21 protein-coding genes, 1 tRNA gene and 1 riboswitch are annotated in these 23,829 nt (G+C 37.5%); of the genes, 17 read left to right on the plus strand and 5 right to left on the minus strand.

From position 1 onward, the window contains the following. Nucleotides 1-62 precede the first annotated feature (62 nt). Both IGI80_RS10860 and IGI80_RS10865 read left to right on the plus strand, forming a co-directional pair. A complete protein-coding gene (locus IGI80_RS10860) occupies nucleotides 63-1,238 on the plus strand; it encodes an FtsW/RodA/SpoVE family cell cycle protein (RefSeq protein ID WP_002357834.1) in 1,176 nt (391 codons plus the stop codon). Then, nucleotides 1,204-2,352 carry an FtsW/RodA/SpoVE family cell cycle protein gene (locus IGI80_RS10865; protein WP_002357833.1) on the plus strand — a complete coding sequence of 383 codons (1,149 nt, stop codon included), beginning with the start codon at nucleotides 1,204-1,206 and terminating at the stop codon, nucleotides 2,350-2,352. Before IGI80_RS10860 ends, IGI80_RS10865 begins: the two co-directional genes overlap by 35 nt. A gap of 61 nt (nucleotides 2,353-2,413) precedes the next feature. Here IGI80_RS10865 and IGI80_RS10870 read toward each other — a convergent pair whose 3' ends face one another. Both IGI80_RS10870 and IGI80_RS10875 read right to left on the minus strand, forming a co-directional pair. Beyond that, nucleotides 2,414-3,301 carry a LysR family transcriptional regulator gene (locus IGI80_RS10870; RefSeq protein ID WP_002357832.1) on the minus strand — a complete coding sequence of 296 codons (888 nt, stop codon included), beginning with the start codon at nucleotides 3,299-3,301 and terminating at the stop codon, nucleotides 2,414-2,416. 23 nt (nucleotides 3,302-3,324) lie between these two features. Next, nucleotides 3,325-4,200: a LysR family transcriptional regulator gene (locus tag IGI80_RS10875; RefSeq protein WP_002382245.1), complete on the minus strand. Its 876-nt coding sequence runs from the start codon at nucleotides 4,198-4,200 to the stop codon at nucleotides 3,325-3,327. A gap of 252 nt (nucleotides 4,201-4,452) precedes the next feature. Next, nucleotides 4,453-4,623, plus strand: a riboswitch (M-box (ykoK) riboswitch). A 113-nt stretch (nucleotides 4,624-4,736) separates the two neighbouring features. On the opposite strand from IGI80_RS10875, the gene mgtA reads away from it, so the two are divergent. The 12 genes from mgtA (at nucleotide 4,737) to IGI80_RS10935 (ending at nucleotide 19,367) form a co-directional block, all read left to right on the plus strand. After that, the gene (gene mgtA / locus IGI80_RS10880; RefSeq protein WP_033598252.1) at nucleotides 4,737-7,394 is read left to right on the plus strand and encodes a magnesium-translocating P-type ATPase; all 2,658 of its coding nucleotides are present in this window, start codon (nucleotides 4,737-4,739) and stop codon (nucleotides 7,392-7,394) included. 244 nt (nucleotides 7,395-7,638) lie between these two features. Beyond that, nucleotides 7,639-8,787: a radical SAM family heme chaperone HemW gene (gene hemW, locus IGI80_RS10885; RefSeq protein WP_438723452.1), complete on the plus strand. Its 1,149-nt coding sequence runs from the start codon at nucleotides 7,639-7,641 to the stop codon at nucleotides 8,785-8,787. 225 nt (nucleotides 8,788-9,012) lie between these two features. After that, nucleotides 9,013-10,056 carry a heat-inducible transcriptional repressor HrcA gene (gene hrcA / locus IGI80_RS10890; RefSeq protein WP_002357828.1) on the plus strand — a complete coding sequence of 348 codons (1,044 nt, stop codon included), beginning with the start codon at nucleotides 9,013-9,015 and terminating at the stop codon, nucleotides 10,054-10,056. A gap of 54 nt (nucleotides 10,057-10,110) precedes the next feature. Next, entirely contained in the window at nucleotides 10,111-10,650 is a 540-nt protein-coding gene (grpE, locus tag IGI80_RS10895; protein ID WP_002357827.1) for a nucleotide exchange factor GrpE, read from the plus strand. Between the two features lie 59 nt (nucleotides 10,651-10,709). Beyond that, on the plus strand, nucleotides 10,710-12,539 hold the full coding sequence (gene dnaK, locus IGI80_RS10900) for a molecular chaperone DnaK (protein WP_002357825.1): 1,830 nt from the start codon (nucleotides 10,710-10,712) through the stop codon (nucleotides 12,537-12,539). A 114-nt stretch (nucleotides 12,540-12,653) separates the two neighbouring features. Next, a complete protein-coding gene (locus tag IGI80_RS10905; RefSeq protein WP_002357824.1) occupies nucleotides 12,654-12,776 on the plus strand; it encodes a hypothetical protein in 123 nt (40 codons plus the stop codon). 54 nt (nucleotides 12,777-12,830) lie between these two features. Then, nucleotides 12,831-14,000, plus strand: coding sequence for a molecular chaperone DnaJ (gene dnaJ, locus IGI80_RS10910; RefSeq protein ID WP_002357822.1), 1,170 nt, complete (start codon nucleotides 12,831-12,833; stop codon nucleotides 13,998-14,000). 238 nt (nucleotides 14,001-14,238) lie between these two features. Further along, nucleotides 14,239-14,973: a metallophosphoesterase family protein gene (locus IGI80_RS10915; RefSeq protein WP_192177248.1), complete on the plus strand. Its 735-nt coding sequence runs from the start codon at nucleotides 14,239-14,241 to the stop codon at nucleotides 14,971-14,973. Between the two features lie 97 nt (nucleotides 14,974-15,070). Then, nucleotides 15,071-17,263, plus strand: a complete 2,193-nt coding sequence (locus tag IGI80_RS10920) for a Tex family protein (RefSeq protein WP_010828742.1) — start codon at nucleotides 15,071-15,073, stop codon at nucleotides 17,261-17,263. 26 nt (nucleotides 17,264-17,289) lie between these two features. Beyond that, nucleotides 17,290-17,751: a SprT family protein gene (locus IGI80_RS10925; protein WP_048941529.1), complete on the plus strand. Its 462-nt coding sequence runs from the start codon at nucleotides 17,290-17,292 to the stop codon at nucleotides 17,749-17,751. A gap of 68 nt (nucleotides 17,752-17,819) precedes the next feature. Further along, nucleotides 17,820-17,903 (plus strand) — tRNA-Leu (locus tag IGI80_RS10930). Between the two features lie 246 nt (nucleotides 17,904-18,149). Then, nucleotides 18,150-19,367 carry a pyridoxal phosphate-dependent aminotransferase gene (locus tag IGI80_RS10935; protein WP_002357817.1) on the plus strand — a complete coding sequence of 406 codons (1,218 nt, stop codon included), beginning with the start codon at nucleotides 18,150-18,152 and terminating at the stop codon, nucleotides 19,365-19,367. A 65-nt stretch (nucleotides 19,368-19,432) separates the two neighbouring features. Here the strand turns inward: IGI80_RS10935 and IGI80_RS10940 are convergent, their stop codons facing one another. Continuing rightward, complete coding sequence (locus tag IGI80_RS10940) at nucleotides 19,433-19,609, minus strand: hypothetical protein (RefSeq protein ID WP_002357816.1); 177 nt, start codon at nucleotides 19,607-19,609, stop codon at nucleotides 19,433-19,435. 177 nt (nucleotides 19,610-19,786) lie between these two features. Here IGI80_RS10940 and IGI80_RS10945 point away from each other — a divergent pair, with 177 nt between their 5' ends. Both IGI80_RS10945 and nagA read left to right on the plus strand, forming a co-directional pair. Then, complete coding sequence (locus tag IGI80_RS10945) at nucleotides 19,787-20,614, plus strand: helix-turn-helix domain-containing protein (protein ID WP_002381942.1); 828 nt, start codon at nucleotides 19,787-19,789, stop codon at nucleotides 20,612-20,614. A 100-nt stretch (nucleotides 20,615-20,714) separates the two neighbouring features. After that, nucleotides 20,715-21,863, plus strand: coding sequence for an N-acetylglucosamine-6-phosphate deacetylase (gene nagA / locus IGI80_RS10950; RefSeq protein ID WP_002357814.1), 1,149 nt, complete (start codon nucleotides 20,715-20,717; stop codon nucleotides 21,861-21,863). Between the two features lie 42 nt (nucleotides 21,864-21,905). On the opposite strand, the gene IGI80_RS10955 is transcribed toward nagA, so the two are convergent. Then, nucleotides 21,906-22,292, minus strand: coding sequence for a hypothetical protein (locus tag IGI80_RS10955; protein WP_002357813.1), 387 nt, complete (start codon nucleotides 22,290-22,292; stop codon nucleotides 21,906-21,908). Between the two features lie 13 nt (nucleotides 22,293-22,305). Further along, on the minus strand, nucleotides 22,306-22,965 hold the full coding sequence (locus IGI80_RS10960; RefSeq protein ID WP_002357812.1) for a DNA/RNA non-specific endonuclease: 660 nt from the start codon (nucleotides 22,963-22,965) through the stop codon (nucleotides 22,306-22,308). Nucleotides 22,966-23,125: 160 nt separating this feature from the next. On the opposite strand from IGI80_RS10960, the gene IGI80_RS10965 reads away from it, so the two are divergent. Then, nucleotides 23,126-23,827, plus strand: a complete 702-nt coding sequence (locus IGI80_RS10965; RefSeq protein WP_002363831.1) for an ABC transporter ATP-binding protein — start codon at nucleotides 23,126-23,128, stop codon at nucleotides 23,825-23,827. Nucleotides 23,828-23,829: the final 2 nt, after the last annotated feature.

A 23,829-nucleotide genomic window follows, 5' to 3' on the forward strand; every position in this document is an offset into this window, starting at 1 on the left:
TATTTGTTTTCTAACTCAGACTGGTAAGATTGATTTAATTAGAAAAAGATAGAGGTGAGAGAATGAATCTACGTACTTTAGGTCTAACAAAAATTCTTTTGACCTTTATTATATTAAGTATTATTGGCGCGTTAATGATTTATAGCGCCAGTAGCTATGACTTGCTGATGCAAGGTGTGAAGCCCACTGCTGTGTTTATTAAACAAGGCATTATTATGTGTCTCAGCTGGGTGCTAATGTTCGTGATCTACAAAGTTCGATTAGAAGTGTTATTTAATAAGAAAATTGCGATTGGACTGCTTTTAGTTTCGGTACTATTACTGCTAATGGTTCGACTACCTTTTTTTGGTGTAGCAGCGAATGGCGCACAACGTTGGATTTCTCTCTTTGGAATCCAATTTCAGCCATCAGAACTTTGTAATTTTGCGATTATTTATTACTTGAGCTGTTATTTAGGTGAAAAAGAAAATGGCTTGACAACGAAGCAGTTAAGGAAACAATGGCTGTTTGTTTTGGTCGTTGCATTTTTAGTTTTGATTCAACCCAAAGTTGGCGGGGCCATTCTTATTTTAGTTATTGGCAGTGTCTTAATTTTCTCAGCAAGTATTCATGCAAAATTTAGTGTAATTGCTGCGGGGATTGTCGTTGCTAGCGCGGCGCTTCTTTCTAAAATAATTATTTTTCTAGGCGATCACCGCTACTTACCACATTTTTTTGCGCATGTGTATGACCGCTTAGTTGTTTTGAAAAATCCGTTTTTATCCTTTCATGATCGCGGATTTCAGCCTTCAATGGCCTATTTAGCGATGTATAACGGTGGGTTTTGGGGCACTGGACTAGCCAATGGTATGGTAAAAAAAGGTGGCTTGCCAGAAGGTCAAACCGATTTTATCTTTGCGGTGATTGTGGAAGAACTTGGTTTGATTGGCGGCTTACTATTGCTATTTCTTTTGTTATTTTTAGCGGCCTCGATTTTGCGGAGTAGTTGTGTAATAAAGAATCATTGTTACGGCTTGTTTTTGTTAGGGGTCGGGACCTTGATTTTAGCTCAAACGGCGATTAACATTGGTGGCGTTTTGGGTTTGATTCCAATGACGGGAATTCCTTTACCGTTTGTTAGTTACGGTGGGACAAGTTATTTAATCTTTTCAGTGGCATTAGGAATCGTCATTAAAATTATTGCAAACGAAAGGCGGCAGTTAAATGGTCAATACAAAAAAATTCAACTTACATCTTAATTATGATTTATTATTGCCCATTTTTTTACTCACACTTTTATCTTCTGGTGTGCAATATTGGATTGCCGTTAATGAAGGAAAAGATGGAACTGTGCCAGCATTAAAACAACTTTTCTTTATTTTTGTTGGCTATGCAGGCATGTTTTTAGCTAGTCGGCTGTCACAGAAATTTATTTGGAAAGTAGCTCCTTTTTTCTATGGGTTTTCATTAATCTTAATGAGTGCTTTGTATTTTTCCTATGACAAAGGAATGTATTTATTGACGGGCACAAAGCGCTGGTTAGATTTAGGGTTTATTAAATTTCAGCCATCAGAAATTGCGAAAATTGCGTTTATTTTAATGTTGGCAAAAATTATTGTCCAACATGAGCAACAAGACTGGTCTGATAAATGGCGTTCAGACAAGCAACTTCTAAAAAAAATCGTTGCGGTTAGTGTCCCTGTTTTTTTCTTGATGGCGGTACAAAAAGATTTTGGGACATCCCTTGTTTTCGTAACGATTATTTTATCTCTTTTAGTTATTTCAGGAATTGATCGCAAAATTTTAATCATTATTTTCAGTGCTTTAGCAACGTTAGGCGTGGTCTTGATTCTGTTAGTCTTTACAGAGTGGGGGCACAAAGTACTCTTCTTTTTACATTTTAAACAATATCAATTGGATCGAATTTTAGCATGGATTCATCCCTATGATTATGTCGATAAAATCTCCTATCAACAAGTGCAAGGCTTATTGGCAATTGGTTCGGGTGGTTTATTTGGCAAAGGTGTACATGGGATTGAGGTGTATGTTCCTGTTCGTGAGTCTGATATGGTTTTTACTTTTATCGGGGAAGCCTGGGGCTTTGTGGGCAGTGCCACCGTTGTTTTTCTCTATTTTTACTTGTTTTATCAAGTTTTAGTAGCTGGCTTGCGGAGCAATTCGCGTTTCTGTATGTACATCTGTGTCGCCCTTATTTTTTCGCTGGTCTTTCAAACGGTGGAGAATATCGGTGCGGTGATTGGACTGTTGCCGTTAAAAGGTATTCCGCTTCCGTTTTTAAGTCAAGGAGGCACTTCGTTAGTGATGGCTATCACTTCTTTAGGATTTGTCAAAGGAAGAGAAGCCGCTACCTGAAAACACAAATAAAAACCAAGACTGGAACTCGCTTGCCGACAAGCTCTAGTCTTGGTTTTTACTATTGAAATTGTTTTTGGCATTCAGCCAAAAGTTGTTGAAGTTGTCGACTCATGTAACGTTCTTTTAAATAATAAACTGCCATGTTTCGTTTAGGTAGTTCTTGGTAAGTTAGTGTATGGATCGAATTGTCTAAAAGTTGAATATTTGTGTATTCGGGGACAATAGCGAAACTATCGGAATGAGACACCAAATGAGTAATAAGTGAAAGAGTATCCACTTGAATGACTTTCTCTGGAGAAAAATTAGAGAACGTAGTATCTAGCCAATTGGTTAATTTGTTTTGCTCGGAAAATTCGGTATTTAAACGGACGAAGGGGTACATTGTTAGTTCTTTTAAAATTTCTTCCGTCGTGGCTTTTGCCAAAGCTGGATGATCGTTTCTTAAAATGAATTGATAATTTGCTGTAAATAAATCAATTTTACCAATATGTTCAGGTAATGGTAAGTCAGCAAAGGAAATACCAAAATCTGCATCCATTGTTTCCAAGGATTGAAGAATATTTTCTGTAATAATAGTGTGGACTTGTAAGTTGGATGAACGATCCGTTAATGTTGTCATTAGTAAGTCATTCAATTTATATTCTAAATCACAGAGATAAGTGGCCACATAAATATGGTTGGAAGAATGATTAATTTCTTTTAGCTCTTCTTCAATTGAGACCAACTCATTGGTGATGCGCCAACAATATTTTTCTAAAATTAATCCAGCTGGCGTTAAGGTGGTAGTTTGGCCTTGGCGATTAAAAAGTTCAGCGCCTAACGTTGCTTCAAGAATTTTTATTTGCTTACTTAATGCAGCTTGAGAAATTGCTAAATTTTCGGCTGCTTTAGTAAATTGTTTCACTTTGCATAACTCTAAAAAATAATGTAAACGAAATAGTTCCATGGGAATTCCTCCTTTTTCTATTCCTAGAATAAATAACGTAATTGTTCAAATAAATAACGGTGTGCTTCACAATGTCCGTGATGATTATTCTGAACTAAATAGATGGCTCGTTCTGGACTATCTTCCAGAGGAATACCAACTAAGTTACGTCTGTTTAGTTCATCAGTGAGTGAATAGGGAAGGATGCTACAGGCTTTTTCTCGTTGGACCATGTCTAAGACTAAATGAAGAGAAGGAAGTTCGATGACGATTTGCCGATTTTCCCAATTGATTTTACGTTCCCAACGTTTAAACACTTTTTTTTCATATACTTGATCGGAATATGCAGCAAAAGGTAAAGAACGAATTTCGTCAATCGTCACGCTATCGGCATGGGCTAAAGGATGATTTTTATTGACACAAAGGAGATAGCTTTCTGTATAAATTAATTCTTTCTCTAATGGAATCGAGGTATCCAAAAATATCCCAATCCCAATGTCAATTAAATCTGTTTCCAAGGCTGTTTCAAGATCGTAATAATACTTAAAATCAATACTTACATACGGATAGGATTGATTAAATAACAACAAGACTTCTCCAAATGCTTTATCTATATCAATTAAGTTTGTTCCAATCCGAATGGTCGTTGTCGATCCTTGGGTCACTAATTCATTAATCTCTTCTTGCGCTTCCTTAATGAGTGCAAAAATCATTTCTGTTCGCTTGGCGACGACTTCGCCTGCTGGAGAAAGCCGACAATGTTTCTTGTCTCTTAAAATTAATGAAGCACCTAATTCACGTTCCAACTCCTTGAGCTGGGTACTTAAATAAGGTTGACTCGTATGGAGCTTTTGAGAAGCTAAAGTAAAACTCGCATACTTTGAAACTGCCATAAAATATTCTAGTTGTTGTAATTTCATTTTCCTCACCGCCGTTTCTTTAACTATACAAAAAATAGCAGAAGAAAAGCTTCTCGACAAGGCTATCTGACGGTCTTTAGATTAATTTAACCAGTTATGATTCTATGAATAAATACGAATCATACCAGAAAACCATAGTAAATAAGCGGATTATTTTTCTTTTTGTTACTGAATGGACAAAAAGTTATCTGCTAAAAACTTTTTCTATATCGTTATTTTTTCAAGGAAGAATTATACTTGCTGTTGTAATTAAATAAGATTTGTTAGGTGAGGCTCCTATACAAACATAGGCTACTGCCCAAAAATGTCGAGAGACGCCAATGGGTAGAACAGGAACTGTCGAATGAAGGCTTTTCTTAAGGTAGCTAAAAGCAATCGCTTTTTACGTTGTATAGTGCTAAAGCTCAACGATAAGAACGATTATTCTTTGACACGTTGAGTTTTCAGCGTGTCTTTTTTTGTGGAAAGGGTGAGGAAAATGGAAGATGAACCGATCGTCAATTCAAGTCAACAACAGATAAATGAGGTGAAAGAAAATGGAAAAGAAAATGCGTCACTTGGGCCATGACTATAGTTACAAAAAGTTTGCCCATTCAGAAGTAGAAAAAGTTTTACAACGTTTCGGCTCAACTTGGGATGGCATTAAACACCAAGATATTGAAGAATTACAAGAACGTTATGGCCGCAACAAAATTATGAATGAAAAAAAAGCTTCACGGCTGCGACTTTTTATAAAATCGTATATCACGCCGTTTACTTTGGTGTTATTAGCACTAGCCACGATTTCATTTTTTACAGAATATGTCTATGCTGCGCCAGAGGAAAAAGATGTTACTGGCGTGTTAATTATGTTAGCAATGGTCATCTTAAGCGGCACGATGAGTTTTGTCCAATCAGTCAAATCAAGCAATGCAGTTGAAAAATTACAAAATATGATTAAAGTTACAGCGACAGTCATTCGTGACAAGAAGCAAATGGAAATTCCTATTGAGGAAGTTGTGTGTGGCGACTTAGTCCAACTATCCGCTGGCGATATGATTCCAGCCGATTTACGTTTAATCCAATCTAAGGACTTATTTGTTTCCCAATCATCCTTGACTGGAGAGAGTTTTCCCATTGAAAAACACGCGACTCATCAAAAAGATAGTGATCAAATTGATACAGAATATGACAATCTTTTGTTTTTAGGAACAAATGTAATTAGTGGCACTGGTTTGGGCATTGTCATTAAAGTTGGTAATCAAACTTTATTCGGACGGATGGCTTCTGATAACGGAGAAGAGCAGCAGACGAGTTTTGAAACAGGAATTAATAAAACAACGTGGGTGCTGATTCGCTTTATGTTGGTTATTACGCCAACTGTTTTTCTAATTAATGGGTTAACAAAAGGCGATTGGGTGGAAGCGTTAATGTTTGCGATTGCCACAGCTGTCGGCTTGACACCAGAAATGTTACCTATGATTGTAACAACCAATTTAGTCAAAGGTTCTCGAGAAATGGCTAAAGAAGGCACGATTATGAAAAATGTCAATGCCATTCAAAATTTTGGCGGGATGGATGTACTTTGTACGGATAAAACAGGTACCTTAACACAAGATAAAGTAATTTTAGAATACCACTATAATATTGGGTGCCAAGAAGATCAAAAAGTCTTGGATTTAGCATTTCTAAACAGTTATTTTCAAACGGGCTTGCGTAATTTAATGGATAACGCCGTTATTCAAGCGGCGACGCAAGAAAGTGATATACAATCAGATGATTTTTATAAAGTAGATGAAATTCCTTTCGATTTCAATCGACGTCGAATGAGTGTGATTATCAAAGAGTTTAAAACGCGAGAAACACGCTTAATTACCAAAGGGGCGGTTGAAGAAATGCTCTTGGTCTGCACACAGGTACTTTTAAATGGCGAAATTGTGCCCTTAACAGAGACGCTGCGTCAAAAAATTACCAAAGACGTTGAAGCTTTAAATCGAGATGGTTTGCGCGTTCTAGCAATTGCCGATAAAAAAGTCGAAGCGGCTGAATGGGAGTATACAACTAAAGATGAATCAGAGTTGATTTTACAAGGCTATCTTGCTTTCTTAGATCCACCAAAAGAAACAGCGGCGGCAGCTATTCACGCCTTGCATCAACATAATGTAGCTGTGAAAGTATTAACGGGGGACAATCAGTATGTGACGCATTCTGTTTGTAAAGAAGTTGGTCTGGCTGGCGAAAAAATTATTACAGGAAATGAACTTCAACAATTAAACCAAGAAGAATTAAGAAAAACCGTTCAAGCGTATAATATTTTCGCCAAAATTACGCCTGACCAAAAAGTTCGTATTGTAAATGCGTTAACTGAAAATGGTCAAACTGTTGGCTTTTTAGGTGATGGAATAAATGATGCTGGAGCAATGCGTGCTGCTGATGTAGGAATCTCTGTTGATACAGCTGTCGATGTGGCGAAAGAATCGGCGGATGTAATTTTATTGAGAAAAGATTTAATGGTTTTGGAAAAAGGGATTTTATCTGGACGGCGCGTGTTTACGAACACGATGAAGTACGTCAAATTAACAGCAAGTTCTAATTTTGGCAATGTTTTTTCCGTGATCCCAGCAAGTATCTTTTTACCATTTTTACCGATTGCTCCGATTCAATCGCTATTATTAAATCTAATTTACGATACTTCGTGTATGTCAGTTCCTTGGGACAAAGTAGATGAAGAATACGTAGAAAAACCAAAAAAATGGGAACCAAAATCAATTGGTAATTTTATGCGTTGGTTTGGTCCAACGAGTTCTATTTTTGATATTGTTACCTATTTATTTATGTATTTCATTGTGTGTCCGGCTATCCTAGGTGGCTCATTCTTTGAATTAAATGGAGCAGATCAATTGCTCTTTATCGGTATTTTCCATGCAGGGTGGTTCATTGAGTCCTTATGGTCCCAAATGCTCGTCTTGCATTTCCTACGAACAGAAAAAATGCCTTTCCTTCAAAGTAGTGCTTCTGGAATTATGACGTTAGTCACTACAGCAGGGATTGTTCTCGGAACTGTTTTACCCTTTACCGCTTTCGGTGCAGAACTAGGATTTGTCGGTTTATCACCAAGCTATTTCTTGTATTTAATCCCGACAATTGTTGCTTATTTAGCACTGGTTGCGTTCATTAAAGTTTTATACGTCAAACGTTACGGTCAATTACTGTAACTGATTTGTACTATTATATATAGAAAAATTTTTTTACTTTTCTTTCAAGGTTGAGGAGGTGTCGGGTTTTCATGACAGCTCCTCGTTGTTGTTTAAAGTGACTGTGCGAATTTTTTTATGGATTTATTTGTCATTTACAGTTAGTATGGCTAGTAGAGACTTTCCAAAAAGAACGAGCTTTTTGGTAATAAGGAGATAAAACGAGCTAATGACCAAAACAAACCAACTTTCAACTTCAACGCCGATGTTCGATCGGTCGGCCTATATTCATATTCCATTTTGTGAGCATATTTGTTATTATTGCGATTTTAACAAGGTCTTTTTAGAAGGACAACCAGTTGATGAATATATTCAGAGTTTATTAAAAGAAATTCAACTTACGCAAGCATTGTATCCAGAACAAGAAATGAAAACCATCTATATTGGCGGAGGCACGCCAACTTCATTATCAGCGAAACAGTTAGATGTGCTACTAAAAGGGGTTCGCGAACAGCTAACGTTTGATGACCGAAATGAATTTACGGTGGAAGCAAACCCTGGTGATTTAACCCAAGAAAAATTACAAGTCATGAAAAACTATGGCGTCAATCGTCTTTCGATGGGCGTTCAGACATTTGATGATCGTTTGCTCAAAAAAATCGGTCGCAAACACACCGCCGCAGATGTTTATGAAACAATGAAATTTTTAGAGAAAGAAAATTTTACCAATGTCAGTATTGACTTAATCTATGCTTTACCTGGACAAACATTGGAAAGTTTTCGCGATACTTTGACAAGAGCCTTAGCATTGGACTTGCCGCACTATTCGCTTTATTCATTAATTCTTGAAAATAAAACAATGTTCATGAACTGGGTTCGTCAAGGACGGTTACAGCTGCCTGAAGAAGAAATCGAAGCACAGATGTTTGACGAAACGATTGAAGCAATGGAGAAAAAAGGACGTCACCAATATGAAGTCAGTAATTTTGCTTTAACAGGAAAAGAAAGCCAGCATAATCTGGCTTATTGGAATAATGACCACTACTATGGATTTGGCGCAGGTGCCAGCGGCTATCTTGGGCAAACTCGTTACAAAAATCACGGTCCAATCCAACATTATTTGAAACCCTTGCGAGAAAATCAATTGCCAATTGTGGAGACTGAAGAATTAACTCGTCTAAATCAAATAGAAGAAGAGCTATTTTTAGGCTTACGTAAAAAAGTAGGCATTTCTAAACAAAAATTCCAACAAAAATTTCATGAACCAATTGAAGCAATTTATGGAGAGGTCATTCAACGCTTAATCAAAGAAGAATTATTAATTGAAGAAGCAGATAACTTACGTTTAACGAAAAAAGGACTATTTGTGGGGAATAATGTTTTTGAAGCATTTTTGTTAAGTGAAAAAGAGTAAAAAAATAAAAAAATCATCGAAGTGTGACAAAGCATTTCGATGATTTTTTTATTACAAAAGTTGGTATTGATGGTTTTTGAAGGTGGTTTGCAGTGATTAGCACTCTTGCGTTAAGAGTGCTAAAAAGTTGCGTATTTCCCTTGACAAAAAGGTAAGGACTTGTTATATTAGTATATGTAGTTAGCACTTAGATGTTAAGAGTGCTAATGAAGGGTGGTAATAACGATGATTACAGAAAGACAACAAAATATCTTGAGACTTATCATCCAAAATTACACGAACACGGGCTTACCTGTCGGTTCTAAGAAATTGATGGAGGATGGCATTGCCTCTAGTTCTGCCACAATTCGTAATGATATGAAAGCATTAGAGGAATACGGCTTATTAGCTAAGACCCATTCTTCTTCAGGGCGAATCCCCTCAATGGCTGGATATCGTTACTACGTGGATCATCTTTTACAACCAACACAAGTAGAAGAGAACGAACTTAGAAGGATTCGTCAATCTTTTGGAAAAGAATTTCATGAGATTAATGATATTATTCGACAATCAGCTGAAATTCTATCAGAATTGACAAGTTATACTGCTTTTTCATTAGGACCTGAAGTGAAAGAACGGAAATTAACCGGCTTTCGAATGGTTCCTTTGAATGATCGGCAAGTCCTTGCTATTATAGTGACAGATAAAGGCAATGTTGAAAACCAAGTATTTGCCATTCCTGCCGCTGTTTCTAGCCAAGATCTTGAAAAAATGACACAAATCATCAATGATAAGTTGGTTGGACAACCTTTGTTGACCGTTTATCATCGTTTGCGGACGGAGATTCCGATGATTTTACATCGCTATTTCCAAACGCCAGAAGGAATGATGAACTTATTCGATGAGATGTTAGGACATGCCTTTGAAGAAAAAGTCTTTGTCGGTGGTCGCATGAATTTGTTAGATTTTGGCATCAAACAAGATATTGAACAATTGAAATCTGTCTATTCCTTTATGCAAAATTCTGATGAGCTGACGCATTTATTAAATGGTTCTGCAACAACAGAAAATCCAATTGTTTTTCGTATCGGCTCAGAAATTGGCAACAATCTCTTAGAAGATATGAGCATGATCACTGCTACGTATGAAGTATCAGGACATGGCAAAGGAACAATTGCCCTGCTAGGACCAACCAGTATGCCGTATTCAAAAATATTCGGTTTGGTAGACACGTTTCGACATGAGCTAGCTTCACAACTAGGTGACTATTACCGTTTTTTAGGTAATTAAGCAAACCTTGTTAGGATAAGAAGTAGATGCATAAAGAGAAAGGAAGTTGCTGAAGTGAGTAAAAAAGAAGAGAAGCAAGAAGAATTACAAGAAGAAATGGAAGCTGTTGATGCTGCTGGCGTTTCTGAAGTAGAAGTTGAAGCAACAGAGATTGAAAATCTTAAAGCAGAGCTTTCCGAAATGGAAGACAAGTTCTTGCGGGCAAGAGCCGAAATTGCTAATATGAGCAATCGAAATAAAAACGAACGAGAATTATTAGTTCGTTACCGCTCACAAGATTTAGGTAAAAAGATTTTACCATCCATTGATAATTTAGAACGAGCAATGGCTATTGAAGTATCAGATGAACAAGGCGAAAGCTTGAAAAAAGGTATTTCGATGGTGCTAGAAAGTATTACTGTGGCTTTAAAAGAAGAAGGAATTGAAGAAATCCCAGCAATGGGTGAAACCTTTGATCCAAATTTACATCAAGCCGTTCAAACAGTCCCTGCTTCTGAAGAAACCCCAGCAGATACCATTGTTGAAGTTCTACAAAAAGGGTACAAATTACAAGATCGTGTGTTGCGACCATCAATGGTCATTGTTGCACAATAACAAACGTTAATTAAAAATATATTATTATAGAAAACTAATACAGATTGGAGATATTCACTATGAGTAAAATTATTGGTATTGACTTAGGAACAACAAACTCAGCTGTCGCAGTGCTAGAAGGCGGCGAAGCGAAAATTATTGCAAACCCAGAAGGTAACCGCACAACTCCTTCGGTCGTTTCATTCAAAAACGGTGAAATTCAAGTGGGCGAAGTAGCAAAACGTCAAGCTGTTACAAATCCTAACACGATTTCATCTATTAAACGTCACATGGGTGAAGCTGGCTACAAAGTTGATGTTGAAGGAAAATCATATACACCACAAGAAGTTTCTGCAATGATCTTACAATATTTAAAAGGTTTTGCTGAAGACTATTTAGGTGAAAAAGTTGAAAAAGCAGTTATTACAGTTCCTGCATATTTCAACGATGCGCAACGTCAAGCAACAAAAGATGCTGGTAAAATTGCTGGTTTAGAAGTAGAACGGATCGTTAACGAACCAACAGCAGCAGCTTTAGCTTATGGCTTAGATAAAACAGACAAAGATGAAAAAATTCTTGTCTTTGACCTTGGTGGTGGTACATTCGACGTGTCAATCCTTGAATTAGGCGATGGCGTTTTCGATGTATTATCAACAGCCGGTGATAACAACCTAGGTGGGGATGACTTTGATAATAAAATCATTGACTACATGGTTGCAGAATTTAAAAAAGAAAATGGCATTGACTTAGCTAACGATAAAATGGCATTACAACGTTTGAAAGATGCTGCTGAAAAAGCGAAAAAAGACTTATCAGGTGTAACAAGCACACAAATCAGCTTGCCATTTATTACTGCTGGCGAAGCAGGACCATTGCACTTAGAAATGAACTTAACTCGTGCAAAATTTGATGAATTAACAAGTGATTTAGTTGAACGTACAAAAGTACCAGTACGTCAAGCCTTGAAAGATGCTGGTTTAAATCCTTCTGAAATCGACGAAGTTATCCTAGTTGGTGGTTCAACACGTATTCCAGCTGTAGTTGAAGCTGTTCGCAAAGAAACAAACAAAGAACCAAACAAATCAGTTAACCCTGACGAAGTAGTAGCAATGGGTGCTGCAATCCAAGGTGGCGTAATCACTGGTGATGTTAAAGACGTTGTCTTATTAGACGTAACACCGTTGTCATTAGGGATTGAAACAATGGGTGGCGTATTTACAAAATTAATTGATCGTAACACTACGATTCCAACAAGTAAATCACAAGTCTTCTCAACTGCTGCTGACAATCAACCAGCTGTTGATATTCACGTTTTACAAGGTGAACGTCCAATGGCCGCTGATAATAAAACATTAGGTCGTTTCCAATTAACAGATATTCCTGCGGCTCCTCGTGGTGTGCCACAAATTGAAGTAAGCTTTGACATTGATAAAAACGGGATTGTAAATGTTCGTGCGAAAGACTTAGGCACTCAAAAAGAACAAACAATCACGATTAAATCTTCTTCAGGTTTATCTGATGATGAAATCGAACGTATGGTAAAAGATGCTGAAGCAAACGCTGAAGCAGATAAACAACGTAAAGAAGAAGTTGACTTACGTAACGATGCAGATGCTTTATTATTCACTGTTGATAAAACATTGAAAGAATTAGAAGGAAAAGTAGACGCTGAAGAAGTGAAAAAAGCAGAAGATGCGCGTGATGAATTAAAAGCAGCCATCGAAGCAAACGATATCGAACAAATGAAAGCAAAACGTGATTCATTGAATGAAATCGTCCAAAACTTAACAGTAAAACTTTACGAACAAGCTGCGCAACAACAAGCACAAGAAAATCCTGAAGCTGCTCAAGGTGGCGCTGATGATGTTGTTGATGCTGATTTTGAAGAAGTAAATGGTGATGACAAATAATCAATAACAATTGATTTTAGGGACTGGATCATTAGTACAATGACTAATGTCCCAGTCCCTTGTCTTTTGTGAGAAAATCAACCACAATCAAGTTAGCAAGAAACTATTTAGGTTTTGAAAGAACTGTGGTATGATTACAACGATGTTAAACAAGCTGAAAATACCTATTCACAGCTAGTAACACTGATTCAAGGTGTGACAGATAATCCAACCAGAGAGACCGAAAGCAATCGATGAATTTGGCTGGTTCTAAACACATTGTAAAGTTTGAAGAAAGTTGGAGGGAAGTCAATGGCGACGAAACGAGATTATTATGAAGTGCTAGGATTAGCAAAAGGTGCTTCAGATGATGAAATTAAAAAAGCATACCGCAAACTTTCCAAAAAGTACCATCCAGATATTAACAAAGAAGCCGATGCGGAAGAAAAATTTAAAGAAGTTTCTGAAGCGTATGAAGTATTAAGTGATCCACAGAAAAAAGCGGCCTATGACCAATATGGCCATGCAGGAACTGATCCTAATTACGGTGGCGGCGCTGGTGGCTTTGGCGGTTTCGGTGGCGGCGGATTTAGCAGTAGTGGTTTTGGTGGATTCGAAGATATTTTCGATTCATTCTTTGGTGGCGGCGGTGGCCGTTCTGTTGATCCAAATGCACCAAGACAAGGCGCCGATTTACAATATACAATTCAATTGAAATTTGAAGAAGCTATTTTCGGTGTCGAAAAAGAGATTAAGTACAATCGAGAAGATACTTGTGCAACCTGTGGCGGTAATGGCGCCAAACCAGGCACACACCCAGAAACTTGTCATAAATGTCATGGCTCTGGAACAATCAATGTTGAACGTCAAACGCCATTAGGTCGTATGATGAGTCGTCAAACTTGTGATGTGTGTCATGGCACAGGGAAAGAAATTAAAGAACCATGTCCAACTTGTCATGGCACAGGTCATGAGAAAAAAGCACATACTGTCAAAGTAAATGTGCCTGCTGGAGTAGAAGACGGTCAACAAATGCGCTTAGCTAACCAAGGAGAAGCGGGTACCAATGGTGGACCATATGGTGATTTATATGTAGTCTTTCGTGTTGAAGATAGTGATATTTTCGATCGAGATGGCGCAGAAATCTACTACGATTTACCAGTAAGTTTTGTCCAAGCGGCTCTAGGGGACGAAGTAACTGTACCAACTGTTCATGGTGACGTGAAATTAAAAATTCCGGCTGGAACACAAACTGGCACAAACTTCCGCTTAAGAGGCAAAGGTGCGCCACGTTTACGTGGTGGGGGCAATGGTGATCAACACGTGAAAGTGAAATTAATAACACCAAAAAATCTTAATGAAGAACAAAAGGATGCCCTACGAGCTTTTGCAAAAGCTGGCGGACAAAATGTAACTGAACAACAAGAAGAAGGCTTCTTTGATAAAATGAAAGATGCGTTTGGCGGTAAGAAGAAAAAATAAACCAAACGAGTCAGAGACAAAAGCAGTTAGCTCCAAGTGTTCATCACTCTTGAAAGCTAAATTGCAACGAGTAATTGCAGGTGCTGCTTTTGTTCAACTGATTATTTTAAGATTTAGAGAGTGGGACATAAGTCGTTTTGACTTATGTCCTATTTTCGTTTCTTATTTCCAAACATTTTACGAGAATATTTTAAAATTTAGCGTATACTTAATATAAGCAAGTTAGGAGGGCTTATTTATGAAACCATATGTTTATGTAATCAGTGATATTCATGGACAAGCAGATTTGTTTGATGCCTTACTCACAGACTATGACCCAGTTGAGCATCAGCTAGTTTTAATTGGTGATTTAAACGACCGTGGTCCGGATTCTAAAGCCTGTTTTCTCAAAGGAAAAGAACTTGTCGAGCAACACGGCGCTGTTTATTTACGAGGCAATCATGAAGAATATTTTTTGCAGTTTCTTCAAAATCCAGAGGACTGGTTTGCAGGATATGTTCGCAATGGTGGCAAGGAAACAATTGAAAGTCTCTTGCATCCAGGAGCTACTGCAGAATACTCACCAACAGAAATGGCCTTAATGATCCGTAGTCGCTATCCAGAGTTAATTGATTTTTTAACAAAACGACCACTTTATTTTGAATGGGAGCATTACTTATTTGTGCATGCTGGGGTTGATTTAACGATGGAAGATTGGCGGCAAACAGCACCTAAGGATTTTTTGTGGATTCGCGAACCCTTTCATCAAGGGAAAAATAATACAGGCAAGACCATTGTTTTTGGTCATACCATTACTCCGATGTTACATGGTGATATGCAGACCACGGACCTTTGGCAAAGTGATGGAAAAATTGGGATAGATGGTGGTGCTATTTTTGGTGGCTCTGTGCATGGTGTGATTTTTAATGAAAAAGGCATTGTCCAAGATATCGAATATCAAAAACGCACCCCTGCGTGGCAACCAGAATTTTGATTCCTTAATCGTATGAATCAGTTACCTCACTTCTATATTTAGAAGCAAAAATATGCTAAAATAGATAAGTATGCATAAGAAAAGAGGTATCTAGTTAATGGCAGAAGCTTATAACGAAGAAGTAGTAGCGCTACTTCAAAAAGAATTGACAACGTATCGTTCAAAACAAATAACAACGGTTTTAACTTTATTAAATGAAGGAAATACAGTTCCTTTTATTGCCCGTTACCGGAAAGAAATGACTGGAAGTTTAGATGAAGTCCAAATCCGTGAAATAGAAGAACGTTATCATTATTTACAAAACTTGAAAAAGCGGAAAGAAGAAGTTCTCCGTTTAATTGAAGAGCAAGGAAAACTAACAAAAGAACTCAAAACAGATATTCAAAAAGCAGTAAAAATGCAACAAGTGGAAGATTTATATCGACCATATAAACAAAAACGTCGGACCAAAGCGACTATCGCGAAAGAAAAAGGGTTGGAACCATTAGCAGATTGGTTGCTCTCTTTACCTGAAAACGCGGATATCTTAGCTAAAGCGGCTACTTTTATTAATGAAGAAAAAGAAGTTGCAACCGCCGAGATAGCCTTGCAAGGTGCTCATGAAATTTTAGCAGAACGTATTAGCGATGAACCAAAATACCGAACATGGTTACGTGATTATATGGTTAAACATGCGCAATACGTTAGCGTAGTTAAGGACGAAGAAAAAGACGAAAAGCGGACCTATGAAATGTATTACGATTTTGCAGAACCAGTTAGCAAAATGGTGCCGCACCGTGTCTTAGCAACGAATCGTGGTGAAAAAGAAGACATTTTAAAGGTTTCCCTTGTCGCTGATGAAACAAAAATTAATGATTATTTCCAACGTCAACTAATCGGCAAACAAGCAACAAGTTTAGCTGCTCCATACATTGAAGCTGCTTATTTAGATAGCTATAAACGATTTATTGGACCAGCGATTGAACGGGAGATTCGCAATGAATTAACAGAAAAAGCTGATGAACAAGCGATTGCAATTTTCGGTGAAAATTTACGTAATTTATTATTACAGTCACCACTTAAAGGAAAAGTTGTTCTAGGATTTGACCCGGCTTATCGGACAGGCTGTAAATTAGCAGTTGTCGATGAAACTGGTAAAGTTTTAGCAATTCAAGTGATTTATCCACATAAACCAGCGACTGCTGCGAAACGTGAAGCCGCTGGTCCAGCCTTTAAAAAGATCATTGAAGACTATCAAGTGGACATGGTAGCTATTGGAAACGGAACGGCAAGTCGTGAATCTGAATTGTTTGTGGCAGAGCAATTAAAAGCGGTGAAACGGGACGTCTTTTACGTGATTGTTAATGAAGCAGGGGCTTCCGTTTACTCTGCGAGTGAAGTGGCTCGTAAAGAGTTTCCTGATTTACAAGTCGAAGAACGAAGTGCGGTCAGCATTGCACGTCGTTTACAAGATCCGTTGGCAGAATTAGTAAAAATTGATCCCAAAGCAGTCGGGGTCGGTCAATATCAGCATGACGTATCGCAAAAACGTCTTGCCGAGCAATTGGATTTTGTTGTAGAAACTGCGGTAAACCAAGTTGGTGTTGATGTGAATACAGCGAGTGCTCAACTTTTACAACATATTTCTGGCTTAAATAAAACAACGGCGCAAAACTTAGTCACTTATCGTGATGAAAATGGTGTCTTCACAGCACGAAATCAAGTCAAAAAAGTACCTCGTTTAGGACCAAAAGCATTTGAACAAGCAATTGGCTTTTTACGAATTCCTAATGGCAAAAATGTGTTAGATAACACTGGCATTCACCCAGAAAGTTATCCAGTAGCACAAGCAATTTTAGAAAAAGCAGAGATTGCTTCTAAAGAATTAGGGACAGCAGAAGCTATCGAAAAATTGAAACAGTTACCAGTGAATCAATTAGCTACTGAGTTAGAAGTAGGTTCAGAAACACTCACAGATATTATTGCTAGTTTAATCCAACCAGGTCGTGATATGCGCGATGAGATGTCAGCGCCACTTTTACGTAAAGACGTGTTGACGATGGAAGATTTGAAACCAGGAATGGAAATGCAAGGGACTGTTCGAAACGTAATTGACTTTGGTGCGTTTGTCGATATTGGTGTGAAGCAAGATGGCTTAGTCCACATTTCTAAGTTAAGTCCTAAATTTGTTAAGCACCCAACGGATGTTGTTGCGGTGGGTGATGTAGTCACAGTTTGGGTAGAAGATGTTGACTTGAAAAAGGGGCGTATTAGTTTAACCATGTTGCCTCGTGCTGATAGAAAAGAGTAACAATGAAAGAGTCTCAACCAGTCTTGATGACAGATCAAACGCTTCAAACGCTAGTGGAAAAAATTTCAATCGTATTTTTTCAGAAACCTTTTCTGCATCAAGCTACATTTAATCGGCGGTTAAAAACTACGGGCGGTCGCTATCATTTAGCTTCGCATCACCTGGATTTTAATCCAACTGTCTTTTTAAAGTATGGACAAGAGGAACTGGAAAAAGTCATTAAGCATGAGTTATGTCACTATCATTTACATTTAGCTGGCAAAGGCTATCAGCATAAAGATAAGGACTTTAAAGAGTTATTGGCTAAGACTGGCGGTGCCCGTTACGCACCGCCTCTGGTAGAACGGAAAAAAGCAGTTTTCCATCAGTACCAATGTCAGTCTTGTGGAGAAGTGATCCTCAGAAAACGACGAATTGATACGACACGATATGTCTGCGGAAAATGTCATGGGCGTTTGTCCTGGCAAACGAAAAAAGAACAAATCTAACGATTCTGGTCTTTGTTATCTTGACAAAGACCAGTAATTATTTTAGGATAAATAAGTGCTCTTAAAATGCAGATGTGTTGGAATTGGCAGACAAGCATGATTGAGGGTCATGTGGACAGATGTCCGTGTGGGTTCGAGTCCCATCATCTGCATCAACTAGTATAACAAGAGGTCGGGACAGAAGTGTTTAACTCCGAGAAATAAGAAGGAGTTGCTTCTGTTCCCGCCGTTTATCAGTTTTTGAGCGTGGAGCAAAAATCCAAAGTGATTTTTGTCCCACGCTCTTGTTTATTACGGAAAAACCATCAATTTTTTATTAAATTCTGATATTTATTATTGCTTTTTCATTATAGTTGGCGTAACTTTAGAGTATAAATTTGTGAAGCGAGGGAGTCCGTGTGAGAAATTTTAAAAAATCCGATAAATTAAATAACGTAAGTTACGATGTCCGTGGTCCTGTTTTAGAAGAAGCAGAACGCATGCAAGAAGAGGGCATACGTATTTTGAAATTAAATACAGGGAATCCAGCGCCATTTGGTTTTGATGCCCCAAATGAAATTGTGCGCGACATGATTGTGAATGTTCGCGATTCAGAAGGTTATTCCGATTCAAAAGGTATTTTTTCTGCAAGAAAAGCGATTGAACAATATTGCCAATTAAAAAAATTTCCTAATGTAACGATTAATGATATTTACACTGGTAATGGCGTGAGTGAACTAATTACCATGTGTATGCAAGGCTTGTTAAATAACGGCGATGAAGTACTTGTGCCAATGCCAGACTATCCTTTATGGACTGCTTCTGTTTCTTTGGCGGGCGGTACACCTGTTCATTATATTTGTGATGAGCAAGCAGAATGGTATCCAGACATTGATGATATAAAATCAAAAATAACTTCGAATACAAAAGCAATCGTTATTATAAATCCAAATAATCCGACTGGTGCTTTATATCCGAAAGAGTTATTACTAGAAATTGTCGAAGTGGCACGTCAAAATGATTTAATTATTTACTCCGATGAAATTTATGATCGTTTGGTCATGGACGGTTTGGTTCATGTACCGATTGCTACATTAGCACCTGATTTATTTGTCGTAACATTGAATGGTTTGTCAAAATCACATCGAGTGGCAGGCTTCCGATGCGGTTGGATGGTGTTAAGTGGAGATAAATCACGAGTAAAAGGGTATATCGAAGGGCTAAATATGCTTGCTTCCATGCGGTTATGCTCAAATGTGTTGTCACAACAAATCATTCAAACTGCATTAGGTGGCTATCAAAGTGTCGATGATTTACTTTTGCCAGGTGGCAGAATTTACGAACAACGAGAATTTATTTACAATGCGATAAATGATATTCCTGGTTTATCAGCCGTGAAGCCTAAAGCAGCTTTCTATATTTTTCCGAAAATTGATACGGCCAAATTTGACATTTATGATGATGAAAAATTTGTTTTAGATTTCTTACACAAACATCATATTTTATTAGTCCATGGTGGTGGGTTCAATTGGCAACAACCAGATCACTTCCGTATTGTTTATTTACCGAAGATGGAAGACTTAAAAACTACAGCAGATAAAATGCGTGAATTTTTAAGTACCTACAAACAAAAATAAAAGAACTACCAAAAAATAGCCTCTAACGAAGCTATTTTTTGGTAGTTCTTGTTTTATCAACAATACTATTCTGCGGTTTCACATGCTTTTTTACTAATAATCATTCGGTTGGTATATTTTTCTTCCATATCAGGACTAGGATTTGCTACTACGATGAGATAAGAATTTTCATACTCCTTCTCCACAAAGCCTGAATAATTTGTTTTTTCCCAAATGAAGTGAACCTTTTTCTCTTCGGCCATACAATAACACTCCTTTTTAATAAAAATGAACCTATTTATTTTCTAAGAAAACCTTAGATAATGTTCTTGCAGTATATTATGCAATAAAGTACAATAAAAGCATAATGCGAATTCGCATATTTTGACAAAATCCCCATTTTGCAAGGAAAATGGCCGATATAAATAGGAGCTATTGTGATGAATTCTTTAGGTGCAGTTATTAAAGAAATTAGAAAAAATAGAAAATTGACACAGAAAATGTTATCAGAAGACATCTGTTCGCAAAGTGTTTTAAGTCGCATTGAAAACAATGAAGAGTTGCCAAACGTCCTCGTAATGCAACAACTTTGTGATCGTTTAGGTGTGACTGTTGACCAGATTATGCGTTATAAATCTGGTGATGTGCACGTTGTTACGTATTCATTTGAAAAAATGGCTGAATATTTTCGCCATAAAAAATATCAATTATTATTAAATTATTTAAAGGAAAATCGTATTGAAGAACAATTGTATTTAGATACGGACTGGCAAAAATATTATTATTATTTAGGTAGTTGTGAATTGTTTGTTCTAAATGATTATGAAAAAGCTATTGCTAGCTTGCGTAAAGGGTTATCTTTCACCTATAAAGCCGATAAGTTAAATGTTTCTGATTTAGAGATTCAATTAATTAGTTGTCTAGGTGCCACTTATGGTTACATGGGCAATCGAGTAGAAGCAGAGCGATTTTTAAGTTTGAGTATTCATTATTTTAATCAATTGCCAAATGAACGCAGTAATGCAGAGTTAACGAAAATATTTTTTAATTATGCTGATTTCTTATTTAAAAATTATACAGAAAAAGATGCCGAAATTTATGTGGATCAAGGAATTACTTGGGCCCGCAAAAAAAATAGTTATTATTATTTAAGTGAATTATTAAATCTAAAATATTTAGTTTTAATGAGAAAGAATAAACACGAAGAAGCAGAACGTTATTTAAACTTAGCACAACAAATGAAAAATGTGGAAAGTGGCAATCTTTAAAAAATCCTCAGAATTGCTTAAAAGGTCTACACCATTTCTTGACTTTTGTACTGATTAAGAGTACTTTTGAAGTAAGTAAAATAAAGAAAGAAGGATGAAGATGAAAACATTTATCTTTGCAGACAAGTTCTTTTTAAAAAGCGATGTTAAAGGACCTGGTTATTTAGAAATCACGGATGGTATCTTTGGTAATTATACAAAAGATGAACCGCAAGGGGACGTAAAAATTATTCGTGAGGAAGGCAAATGGATTGCCCCAGGTTTAGTGGATACTCATATTCATGGTTACATGAATCATGACGTAATGGATAACGATGCAGAAGGCATTAAAGTGATGTCTGAAGGCTTATTATCTTGTGGTGTAACTTCATTTTTACCAACAACATTAACTTCAAGTAAAGAACGTTTAACAGACGTTGCACGTACGATTGGTCAAGTCTACCAAGAAGTACCTGGTGCAAAAATTCAAGGGATTTACTTTGAAGGACCTTTCTTTACTGAAGAACATAAAGGCGCACAAAATCCAAGTTATTTTGGAGATCCAGACCTTGATACATTCCACGAATGGCAAGAAGCTTCAGGCGGAATTATTAAGAAAATTGCGTTGGCACCAGAACGTAATGGTGTGAAAGAATTTGTTGAAACCGTTACAGATGAAGGTGTCGTTGTTGCTTTAGGCCATAGTAATGCGACCTTAGAAGAAGCTGATGTGGCAGTTGAAGCAGGCGCTAGCGTTTTTGTTCATGCATATAATGGGATGCGTGGCTTAAATCACCGTGAACCAGGGATGGTTGGTGCATTGTTAACGTTACAACACGTTTTCTCTGAATTAATTTGTGATGGACACCATGTACATCCGCAAGCGGCTGAAGTATTGATGGAAAAAGCGGGCCATGATCACGTTGCGTTAATTACAGACTGCATGATGGCTGGCGGTATGCCAGATGGCAACTACAATTTAGGTGAATTTCCTGTTGTGGTAGCAGAAGGAACGGCTCGTTTGGATACTGGGAACTTAGCAGGTAGTATTTTAAAACTAAAAGAAGCAATTAAAAATGTAGTTGATTGGGGTATTGCAACACCTGCACAAGCAATTATGATGGCTTCATTAGTTCCTGCGATCAGCTGTAAAATTGATGATCAATGCGGCATGATTGCAAATGGTCGTGATGCTGACTTTATCGTATTAGAACCAACCATGGAATTAGCAGCCACTTATTTAGATGGCGTAGAACGTTATCGAGCATAAGACACAAGAAAAAGCTTGCGGAAATTTATCCGCAAGCTTTTTTTATAATTCTTTTGGTAAAATCGCAGAAGTGATTTCTTTGTTTTCATAGGCAATAAAAAAATCGATTAATTGCTTGTCAAATTGCTCAATATCCTCTTTGTAAAGGGAGCTAGGAATCACAAAGGTTTGCTCTAGGGTGCCTGCTAGATAATCGCCATCTAAACTTTGGGCGACAACTAAAAATTCTTGTTCGCGCCAATGTTCCACATCTGTTTCAGAAATGGTTTCCGGAGAGGCTAAAAATTTACAATTTTCGACAAACTGTTCATCAATTTCTTCACTGAAAGTTAATTCAGCATCCTCTTCTTGAGGTTGAGAGAGGATTGCTTGCAAAAATGTTTGTGGTTTTGCATCGGGTAATGTTTCTTTTAGCTGTTCAAAATCCAATGAAAGTTCCTCCTTATTGTTTGTTTAAAATAGTTACTGAAAAATCAATGGGTGAATTTGTTTTAAGGCTTTTGGCTTCTAAGATGATTTTTTCAGCCAACAAATCGTTTCCGTTATATACAGGTGTCACGCGATAGCGAACGGTTTCGCCGCGATCAAGAGCTGCCCGAATCTGATTTTCATATTTCGTCATATAAGGAGTGTTGACAGGATTCTGATACAAGGTGGTTAAGTTACGTGGATCATCACCACTGCCTCCCATTTGACGGCCGATTAGGTGGCCACGCGAATGATTAGCTTTTCCTGAAATGAAACCAGCTGGTCGAATATCTTTATTAGCGGAAGTTCCTGTATTGACCATTGCGGGTTTTAATAGCGCATCAGCGCCTGTCGCTCGTTTTAGACGATCTAGAGAATGATAAGTAATCCAGCCGTTTGAGTTATCCTTTAACTCCTCTGCTGAAAATGTGGCTTTACCATTTTCAATGGGTCCAGGATTATCTCCTTTTGGTGCTGGTGTGCTTGAGGGGGTGGTTGTTTGTGGTTGAACATTAAATAAATCTTGTAAAGCATCAGGAACTTTAACGCCAACCGCGCCTAAAATTAAAATGATTAATGCGCCAATCAGCATGATGGTTGAATTAAATGGTGGTTTCTTCTTTCTGTTTGCCATAACGTGCTCCTCTAATTTTATACTTGCAATAGTCCAAATTTAAGTGGACCATCTTTTCTATTATACGTAAATTTGCTAAAAAATCAAAAAAGGCTTTTCTTTGAAAGACTTGTTTTCTCAGATATGTTACTATTTTAATGTAGAAGGGAAGGGATAGTGGATGGCCTATATTGAAGTCAAAAATGAATACAAGCGTTACCAAATGGGAGAGACAACTATTACTGCGAATGACGGCATTTCTTTTGAAGTGGAAAAAGGAGAAGTAGCGGTTATTTTAGGCCCCAGCGGTGCTGGAAAATCAACTGTTTTAAATATTCTTGGTGGAATGGACAGCTGTGATGAAGGGGAAATTATTATTGATGGCACAGATATCGCTCAGTTTTCAGAGAAACAATTAACCACTTATCGACGCAATGATGTCGGGTTTGTTTTCCAATTTTACAATTTAGTCCCAAATTTAACGGCAAAAGAAAATGTCGAATTGGCTTCGCAAATCGTTGCGGATGCGTTGGATTCGACCAATGTTTTACAATCGGTGGGTTTAGGGGAACGTTTAGATAATTTTCCAGCGCAACTTTCTGGTGGTGAACAACAACGAGTAACCATCGCCCGTGCGATTGCTAAAAAGCCAAAGTTACTTTTATGTGATGAACCGACAGGAGCGCTGGATTATGAAACAGGGAAACAAATTTTAACCATTTTGCAAAACACTGCTCGTGAAACTGGAACGACCGTCTTAATTATTACCCACAATTCAGCCATTGCAGAAATGGCCGATCGGGTAATTCGAATTAATGATGCGAAAGTTCGCGAAATGACTGTGAATGATCAGCCTAAATTGGTTGCTGAAATTGAATGGTAGGT

Source organism: Enterococcus sp. DIV1420a (assembly GCF_051712165.1).
GTDB lineage: Bacteria > Bacillota > Bacilli > Lactobacillales > Enterococcaceae > Enterococcus > Enterococcus faecalis.

Excerpts from the sequence above, each read along its gene's own strand:
- IGI80_RS10940 (WP_002357816.1), bottom strand. The coding sequence starts at position 19,609 with ATGGCCGAAGAGAAAAAGGTTCACTTCATTTGGGAAAAAACAAATTAT.
- dnaJ (WP_002357822.1), top strand. The coding sequence starts at position 12,831 with ATGGCGACGAAACGAGATTATTATGAAGTGCTAGGATTAGCAAAAGGT.
- IGI80_RS10870 (WP_002357832.1), bottom strand. The coding sequence starts at position 3,301 with ATGGAACTATTTCGTTTACATTATTTTTTAGAGTTATGCAAAGTGAAA.
- dnaK (WP_002357825.1), top strand. The coding sequence starts at position 10,710 with ATGAGTAAAATTATTGGTATTGACTTAGGAACAACAAACTCAGCTGTC.
- IGI80_RS10920 (WP_010828742.1), top strand. The coding sequence starts at position 15,071 with ATGGCAGAAGCTTATAACGAAGAAGTAGTAGCGCTACTTCAAAAAGAA.
- IGI80_RS10865 (WP_002357833.1), top strand. The coding sequence starts at position 1,204 with ATGGTCAATACAAAAAAATTCAACTTACATCTTAATTATGATTTATTA.
- hemW (WP_438723452.1), top strand. The coding sequence starts at position 7,639 with ATGTTCGATCGGTCGGCCTATATTCATATTCCATTTTGTGAGCATATT.
- IGI80_RS10915 (WP_192177248.1), top strand. The coding sequence starts at position 14,239 with ATGAAACCATATGTTTATGTAATCAGTGATATTCATGGACAAGCAGAT.
- IGI80_RS10860 (WP_002357834.1), top strand. The coding sequence starts at position 63 with ATGAATCTACGTACTTTAGGTCTAACAAAAATTCTTTTGACCTTTATT.
- IGI80_RS10875 (WP_002382245.1), bottom strand. The coding sequence starts at position 4,200 with ATGAAATTACAACAACTAGAATATTTTATGGCAGTTTCAAAGTATGCG.
- IGI80_RS10945 (WP_002381942.1), top strand. The coding sequence starts at position 19,787 with ATGAATTCTTTAGGTGCAGTTATTAAAGAAATTAGAAAAAATAGAAAA.
- IGI80_RS10960 (WP_002357812.1), bottom strand. The coding sequence starts at position 22,965 with ATGGCAAACAGAAAGAAGAAACCACCATTTAATTCAACCATCATGCTG.
- mgtA (WP_033598252.1), top strand. The coding sequence starts at position 4,737 with ATGGAAAAGAAAATGCGTCACTTGGGCCATGACTATAGTTACAAAAAG.
- IGI80_RS10965 (WP_002363831.1), top strand. The coding sequence starts at position 23,126 with ATGGCCTATATTGAAGTCAAAAATGAATACAAGCGTTACCAAATGGGA.
- hrcA (WP_002357828.1), top strand. The coding sequence starts at position 9,013 with ATGATTACAGAAAGACAACAAAATATCTTGAGACTTATCATCCAAAAT.
- nagA (WP_002357814.1), top strand. The coding sequence starts at position 20,715 with ATGAAAACATTTATCTTTGCAGACAAGTTCTTTTTAAAAAGCGATGTT.
- IGI80_RS10925 (WP_048941529.1), top strand. The coding sequence starts at position 17,290 with ATGACAGATCAAACGCTTCAAACGCTAGTGGAAAAAATTTCAATCGTA.